Source organism: Ruegeria sp. Ofav3-42, assembly GCF_022347725.1.
Taxonomy (GTDB): domain Bacteria; phylum Pseudomonadota; class Alphaproteobacteria; order Rhodobacterales; family Rhodobacteraceae; genus Ruegeria.
The window spans coordinates 111,689-119,114 of record NZ_JAKRGB010000017.1 but is presented as its reverse complement, the minus strand read 5'-3'; the positions used below and the strand labels follow the sequence as shown (position 1 = coordinate 119,114).

The 7,426-nt window shown below is 55.2% G+C and carries 6 protein-coding genes and 1 pseudogene; 4 read left to right on the top strand and 3 right to left on the bottom strand.

Annotated elements, in window-relative coordinates; translation table 11 throughout:
- Positions 1 to 391 (top strand): hypothetical protein (locus MHN28_RS20615; RefSeq protein ID WP_239344448.1); only part of this gene is annotated, 391 nt, incomplete at its 5' end.
- Between the two features lie 301 nt (positions 392 to 692).
- On the opposite strand, the gene MHN28_RS20610 is transcribed toward MHN28_RS20615, so the two are convergent.
- Positions 693 to 1,460: a helix-turn-helix transcriptional regulator gene (locus tag MHN28_RS20610; protein WP_239344447.1), complete on the bottom strand. Its 768-nt coding sequence runs from the start codon at positions 1,458 to 1,460 to the stop codon at positions 693 to 695.
- Positions 1,461 to 1,581: 121 nt separating this feature from the next.
- On the opposite strand from MHN28_RS20610, the gene MHN28_RS20605 reads away from it, so the two are divergent.
- From MHN28_RS20605 to MHN28_RS20595, 3 genes and pseudogenes are all read left to right on the top strand, one after another.
- Positions 1,582 to 3,183, top strand: a complete 1,602-nt coding sequence (locus MHN28_RS20605; RefSeq protein WP_239344446.1) for an ABC transporter substrate-binding protein — start codon at positions 1,582 to 1,584, stop codon at positions 3,181 to 3,183.
- Between the two features lie 81 nt (positions 3,184 to 3,264).
- Entirely contained in the window at positions 3,265 to 4,776 is a 1,512-nt protein-coding gene (locus tag MHN28_RS20600) for a M81 family metallopeptidase (RefSeq protein ID WP_239344445.1), read from the top strand.
- 458 nt (positions 4,777 to 5,234) lie between these two features.
- Positions 5,235 to 5,414: pseudogene (locus MHN28_RS20595) on the top strand (transposase); the annotation flags it as partial.
- Between the two features lie 134 nt (positions 5,415 to 5,548).
- On the opposite strand, the gene MHN28_RS20590 reads toward MHN28_RS20595, so the two are convergent.
- Complete coding sequence (locus MHN28_RS20590; protein WP_239344444.1) at positions 5,549 to 6,733, bottom strand: SRPBCC family protein; 1,185 nt, start codon at positions 6,731 to 6,733, stop codon at positions 5,549 to 5,551.
- A gap of 127 nt (positions 6,734 to 6,860) precedes the next feature.
- On the bottom strand, positions 6,861 to 7,364 hold the full coding sequence (locus tag MHN28_RS20585) for a hypothetical protein (protein WP_239344443.1): 504 nt from the start codon (positions 7,362 to 7,364) through the stop codon (positions 6,861 to 6,863).
- Positions 7,365 to 7,426 lie beyond the last annotated feature (62 nt).

Here is a 7,426-nt window from a genome sequence, read left to right as displayed (position 1 = left end):
GAACCGTGTGTCCGAGCGCTTCAAATTCTCGACCCCAATAATGGCTCCCGGAACAAGGTTCCATCGCAATGGTGCACGCTGGCAGTTCAGAAACGAACGACAGAAGATTGTTGCGTCTGAGTTGTTTACGAAACACCACCTCGCCCGTGGAGCTGCACCCATGAAGTTGAAACACATTCTTCGCCAGATCTATGCCGACAAGGTCCAAATCCGCCATTTTGCTAACCTCCTGACGGCTTCCATCTCCAAAACCTATCAGATGAGAGATCAGGAGATGTCCATTCCATCAAAACCCTTGCCGGTGCCCATGACTCGGCAATCCGATAAAGCGAAACTGACCATGCTCCTGGGGTCAAACGGCGAAGCCATATCCGGGACCGCGACAATTTGAGTGAGCAGAGCAGGTATTTAGCGGCCATGACCACGAATGTGACGCCATCTGTTCTCACTGGGCCGGGAATGGAAAAATCTGCGATCTCTTTCTTCGTGATCGGCTTCGCGCTCGGCACAATCCGCTGCTTGCGTCGTAAACGGGCTGGTCAATGGTCCAGAAGCAATCAGACAATTAGCGGGCCGGGGGCAGTTGGCACGACATAGCGCCCGGCAAATCCCAACCGTAGAAAATTCCGACCTTCAGATGGTTACCAAAATCGCGGAATAGATCCTTTTGGTGGACGGCATTCCTCGATTGGCTATACACCCGGCGAGGTCAGGTGCTGTCGGACTTTCAGGTCTATTCTATTGCTGTTCAGATCGATCTTTCCGCAACTTGAAAACAGTTCCCGGACCGAGCGGTAGCTCTCAACCTTTTTCCAGACGACAGGGGATGATGTTGGAGTGCGACCCGACAAGGACGCCAGATAGGACATGGTGCCAAACAGGAGGCCGGTTTTGTCGCGGTGGGGTTTGTTCAGAATATAGAGGCAGAGAGGAGCGTCCGGACCACGTTCGGAGTCTACGACGAATATCTGGCCGGCGCGATGGGCGACCTTTCCATCGCATCTCGTCCAGCGGCGGGTTTTCGTTTTGTCGTCGCCAAGGGCCTCGATAATCCGGCTGTAGACCAATCTGTCTCGTTCATCCAGGAACGCCACGTTGATAATTGCTTTGGTCGGATCGTTCGGGGCCCGGAAGAAGATTTGGTAGGCCCCCAGGAACGGCCGCAACTTTTGCAGATCACCCGGGAAGGCATCGGTTAACGGGTCGCGCCGTCGATCTGCGTCGGTTTTTGCTAGGCGGGTTGTATGGCGCCGCAAATCCTCTGGGGCGCCCAACAGAATGCCCTCGTTGATGTCGAAGAAGCGGCAGATACGGCGCAGATTATTCGGCGAGGGCGCGCTGCGACCACTGAGGTATTTTGCAAATTGCTGGTGATTGATGCCGATATCGCGGCACACCGATGCAACAGACGGGTAATCGGCACAGAGGTGACGCAGATTGGTCGCCAGATTGTTTTGCATGACAGTTCCCGAGTATTCGAGCTTAAACTCGCTAAAGAGAGCATAACGTGGCGTTATTGTTAAGGCATATTCGGTACGCGATCCTGCGCGCAACAAAGCTATGCCCAGGGGAGGTCAACCGATGGATAAATTTCAATACGTCCGGCAGATGGAGCAGCGCCTGCAAATGCGTCAGGTCGATCGCCGTCAATTCATGCGTGGGGTTTTGGCTACCGGCATGACCCTCGGCGCTGCGACATTGTTGGCAGATCGCGCCATTGCCGCTACGCCCAAAAAGGGCGGCAGCATGGTTGCAGGGATTGGTCACGGGGGGTCTACTGAACAGCTTGATCCCGGCCAGATTGCCGCCGGCTTTCTGATCCCGCTCAGCCTTGGGGTAAACGGCTTCCTGACTGCGATCGATGCCGAAAGCAATGTTCAGCCCTCCCTGGCTCAGTCCTGGGAAGCGTCGCCGGATGCGTCGGTCTGGACATTCACCCTGCGCGACGGGGTCGAGTTTCACAATGGCCGCAGCGTGACAGCCGACGACGTGATCGCCTCGATCAACTATCAACGGGGTGAAAAGTCGACCTCGACCGGGGCCCCTCTGTTGGCTGGCGTCAAAACGTTGCGGGCCGACGGTCCACAGACCATTGTTTTCGAGCTGCAAGGCGGCAACGCGGACTTCCCGGCCATACTCAGCGATTACCGTTTTGCCATTCTGCCCGCCGACGGGGATAGCATTGACTGGCGATCCAACATTGGCTGTGGTGCCTATCAGCTCAAGAGTTTCCAGCCGGGTATTTCGGCTGATCTGGTCCGGCACGCCAACCACTGGAACCCTGATGTTGCGCATGTCGATGAATGGAAACTGCTGGTGCTGCTCGACACCACCGCTCGTATGGCGGCTCTGTCGGCAGGAACAATCGACGTTGCGGACAAGGTTGATCCCAAAACGGCCAAGTTCATTTCTCGGGACCCCAATGTCACGCTGCATTCGGTAGCGGGCACTCAGCACTATTCCTTCCCGATGCTGACAAATGTTGGACCATTTGATGGCAACAATGTCCGTCAGGCAATCAAATGGGGTATCGATCGGCAAGAACTGGTAGACAAGATCTTGCTCGGCTACGGACAAGTCGGAAACGACCATCCGATCGGGTCCGGGCAGAAGTACTTCAATGCCGAACTGGAACAAAAGACGTTCGATCCGGACAAGGCGAAGTTCCACCTGAAGCAGGCTGGGCTGGACTCGCTGGATGTTGAGCTGTCGTCTTCCGACGCTGCCTTCCCCGGCGCGGTGGACGCAGCGACTTTGATTTCGAATTCGGCCGCGAAATGCGGGATCAACGTTACCGTCAAACGGGAACCCAATGATGGCTACTGGTCCGAGGTATGGACGAAAAAGCCCTGGTGTGCCAGCTATTGGGCCGGGCGTCCGGTCGAGGATCTGATGTTCTCACTGGCGTTCCAATCCGGCGTCGCCTGGAATGAATCTCTGTGGTCAAACGAGAAGTTCGACACGCTTCTGGTCGGGGCCCGAGCTGAGCTGGACAGCGAAAAACGCCGCCAGATGTATGGCGAGATGCAGGAAATCGTGGCCAATCAGGGCGGTGTCGCGATCCCCATGTTCGCCTCTTACGTTTTTGCCACTCGCCCAACCCTTGGAACGCCCGAGAAATTTGGCTCAAACCTCGATCTGGATGGCAGCAGTTTTATGGAACGTTGGTGGAAAGCGGAATAACCGCCGGATTATGCTAGCGTCGCGAATGCGCAGGGGATGGCTCGTGCAGTCATCCTTTGACGTATTGGGGATAGGACATTTATGAAACTCTTTATTGCAACTCTGTCGACCGAGACGAATACCTTCTGCACAATGCCAACCGCGATGTCGGGGTTCCAGGAGTACTTCCTGCGCCATGGAACAGCGACGCAAGAGCCGCCTAACCTGATGACCGAGGCGCTTCATGTTTGGCGCGAAAAGGCTGAGGCATTGGATTGGCAGGTCGTCGAAAGCCTGACCGCGATAGCCGAGCCTGCAGGACCGACCACGCGCGCATGTTACGATGCGTTGAGCGGCGAAATTCTGTCTGATCTGGCAGATTGCGGTGGCGCAGACATCATACTGTTGCAACTCCACGGCGCGATGGTTTCCGAGCATATCGAGGATTGCGAGGGCGACATTCTTGCCCGTGTTCGCGCCCAGTGTCCGGATGCGACGGTTGGGGTGTCGCTGGACCTGCATTCTCACCTGACAGACAAGATGCTGGAAGCCAGCGATCTGATCGTGCATTTCCGGGAATACCCGCATGACGATGCCAGCGCCTGCGCGACCGAGCTGTTCGATCTGGCACAGCGCACGTATGCCGGGGAAATCACGCCCCGGATGGCGTTTTTCGATACCCGCATGGTGAACCTTTATCTCACCAAAGCCGGGGCAATGAAGGAATTTGTGGCCGAAATGGCCGCAACCCAGACCAATCCCGGCGTACTGTCCGTCTCGCTCAGTCATGGGTTTCCTTGGGCAGATGTCAAAGATGTTGGTGCCCGAATGCTGGTCATCACGGACGATCATCCCGACATGGCTGCGCTACTGGCAGAATGGCTGGGCCGGCGTTTCTTTGACCTGCGCGAAGACGTGACGACGGATTATCTGCCAATTCGCGACGCCCTCAATAAGGTCGGCACAAGACCCGGCTTATGTGTTTTGGCGGATATGGGGGACAATTCCGGCGGCGGCGCGCCGGGTGACGCCACCCACGTACTGGAAGCGATGCTGGCGCGCGGTCTGACCAACTTTGCCAGCGGCTTGTTCTGGGACCCCGGCGTCGTGCGCATTTGTCAGGATGCTGGCGTTGGCAGCAGATTGACTGTTCGGCTTGGCGGTAAAACAGGCGTCGTTTCGGGAAATCCAATCGACCTGAATGTGACCGTCATGGGTATCGAAACGGGCTTGGGACAGCATCTGGGTACGGGCCTGGAGCCCATGGGTACAGTTGTCTGGTTACGGCTTAAGGGCGAGATTGATCTGCTGGTCAACGACCTGCGCGTTCAGGTTTATCACCCCGAAGCCTTCGAACAGGTCGGTATTCGGCTGGCGGAAAAATCGGTCGTGGTTGTGAAATCCCTATTCCACTTTTATGGGCCGTTCAGTCAGATTTCGGATCATATCTTTCAGGTCGCCAGCCCCGGTGGAACTCAGCCCGCGTTTCAAAACATCGCCCTGACCAAGCGAAAGCTTCCGTACTGGCCAGCGGTTGCGCAACCCTTCGCCGATCCTGCGCGTGACTTGGACGCTCCGAAGAGTAGCCGTAGCACTGCCAACTCGGTGCAATGACAAGGAAGGTATGACCATGCGCTGCGTAACAGCGAGATGGGCTTTGTTCGTCAGGTCGCCCCTCGCGTGATCTTTATGGATGCCGACTAGATTTTGGATCAGAACGAACCGGAAGAGTTCTTCAACAACCCCAAAGCGAGTGGCCCAAACTGTTCCTCAGCCAGACTCTGGGGCACCAGCTCAGAATCGTGAGATAGAACCTGCCGTATGCGGGGTCCTGCGCTGCATACGGGTTTTGTTACTCTGACCGAAGGTCGCCGGGTCCGAATTCCATTCGAGCTGTCCACTAAGAAAGCGTGAACCAAGCGCTGGTGGCTGGTTTTGGAGCGCGGCCGGCCCGCTACCATAATCTCTGACAACGGCACAATGCTCATCGGTATGGTTGTGCCGCGGTGGGTGCAGGAGACCGGGGCAGTTGGCACGACATCACGCCAGCCAATCTCTAACAGAACGCATTCACCGAAAGCTTCAACGGCAAGCTGCGCGATGAATGTTTAAACGAAACGCTCTTCAGCCCACGGGCTGATGCCCGTGACACACTGAAGGCGCGGCATTGGCGGTACAACACTCTTAAACCACATTCGGCGCTCGAAAATCTGGTGCCCTGCAACTTTGCAGGGAAAACGATGACAGTCTAACTGGCCGCAAAAAAACATCAAACCCAACCCAAAGATTTCCCCTGACGTAGTGGATTTGGGCGCAGGTGTGGCTGTAAAGGCGCGCAAGGCACGCGCCGTCACGTCACTCTTCGGGTCTGACAACCTCGCAAGCGTTACCTCATGTAACGGTTCACACAGCTTTGAAAGTATGTAAGCGGAGATTCAGCCCCTGCCCCGTTTGCCAGATCGGAAACACCGTATTTCGGCGAATGCAAAGCGCGTTGCATTTTTTCAGCGACGTAGACGTCTTCGGTCTGGAAGTCATTGGTTTCCAATGGGTGTTTGGTCCAGTGCGATGATTTGATCATGCCGCTTTGCTTGTCGTAGCCGGGCATATCCTTAACCGAACCGCGCATCGACATCCACGATTTGGCGGCCCAGACCCGCGCATGCAGCAGGGTAACTTCGGCGCTGACAGGCTCCATAACCGAAACCGAGAAGGACCACGGGTTGGCAACGATCAACGTTGTCGGAAACAATATGTAGACGCCACCATAGCCTTCCTTTTCGGCGTGGGGAATCTTTTTGGATCGCCATTTGTCCATGTTTCGAGTGACAAAATTTGGCGTTCTCGAACGGGCCATTCCGTTCTCCGTCGAATACCAAACCAGATTGTCACCATATGCATCCCAGATATTCTTGTCCTGCGTCGGTCCGCCGAGTGTGTTCTCATGCAGGTATGCCAGGTGATATCCGTCGATAGCGTTCTCGAAAAAGACCTTCCAGTTGCATTGCATCTCGTAGGTGACGATCTCTCCGAAGTCCACCAATTCCTTGCTGTCGATGTCGTGGGGCCAGACTACGTCCTGCACACCGCCCAGCCAGTCAGAAATGTTCTGATCCGGTTCGGGATTGACGAAAACCAGCCCTTTGAACACACCAACTGAGGCGCGGTGCAGGCCATTGGCTTTTTTGTCCAGTTCAGGAAAGCAGCTTTTCTGATCCGGAACGCCACGCAGTGCACCATCCAAACCAAAGGTCCAACGGTGGTACGGGCAAACGATGGTCTTGCCAGTGTTGCCGCAGCCTCGATCCACCAATTCGGTTCCCCGGTGACGGCAAACGTTATGAAAGGCCCGCAACTCCCCATCATTTCCGCGAATGGCCAGCAAGGTGAAATTGCCGACCTTGGCAGTAATGTAGTCGCCAGGGTTTTCCAGGTCGGATTCAATGCCTGCGAAACCCCAGGTTTTAGAAAACAGATCGCGGTTTTCACGCGCAAACCATTCTTCCGAGGTGTAGGCCTCGGGTTTGAGTATCTGGAATGCCTGTTCTGGCATTTTGTCTTGATCAAGCATGTCTGGTTGTCCTCGAAGTGCTATTAGCGATCACTATTTTCATTTTTGACAAACTAAGACGCTCGGCGCCGCTATCAAGCGAGAGTGGTTAAGCGTTCGTCGAGCATTCGGAGAAGTTAACGAGGCGTTACTTGAACCTTCCGGTTCCCTCATAACGCAGTATCAGGGGCTCACCGTTTTGGGACGTGATGATAAAAACATCGTCCTGAATGTTTTTTCCCCTGTAATCTGACGTGGTGTATTTTGACGTCAGCCGTCCCTCGACACGGACATTTTCCTCTGACTTTTTGGCGGACCGGATTTTGTACACGTGGTCGAATTCTTTATAATCCTGCATGTATTGCTGATACTCTTCAGGTATTTCGGCATCACCCAATCCACCCGCATCAGTTGCGGTGAATTTTGTGACGCTGTCAGGGATGCCATAGCCAATTATGGTCCGGTATTGTCCGGTTGCCGACGGGAAAAACAAACCCGCCAGCGTGGCAGAGTCGTTGGCGATGTAGGCAGCATAGAACTTTTCGACAACGGATTTGGCGTCATCAATCTCGTCGGCCACAGCCGGACCAAGCCCCGCAACCGCCGCCACAATCAAGCCTGACACCAAGTTCCTTATGTACCTCAAAAACATGACGAGCTCCTTAGAAAACTATTCTCATTTGGGGCGCGTGTGGCGTACCAACGCACGCCACA

Excerpts from the sequence above, each read along its gene's own strand:
- MHN28_RS20610 (WP_239344447.1), bottom strand. The coding sequence starts at position 1,460 with ATGCAAAACAATCTGGCGACCAATCTGCGTCACCTCTGTGCCGATTAC.
- MHN28_RS20605 (WP_239344446.1), top strand. The coding sequence starts at position 1,582 with ATGGATAAATTTCAATACGTCCGGCAGATGGAGCAGCGCCTGCAAATG.
- MHN28_RS20600 (WP_239344445.1), top strand. The coding sequence starts at position 3,265 with ATGAAACTCTTTATTGCAACTCTGTCGACCGAGACGAATACCTTCTGC.
- MHN28_RS20590 (WP_239344444.1), bottom strand. The coding sequence starts at position 6,733 with ATGCTTGATCAAGACAAAATGCCAGAACAGGCATTCCAGATACTCAAA.
- MHN28_RS20585 (WP_239344443.1), bottom strand. The coding sequence starts at position 7,364 with ATGTTTTTGAGGTACATAAGGAACTTGGTGTCAGGCTTGATTGTGGCG.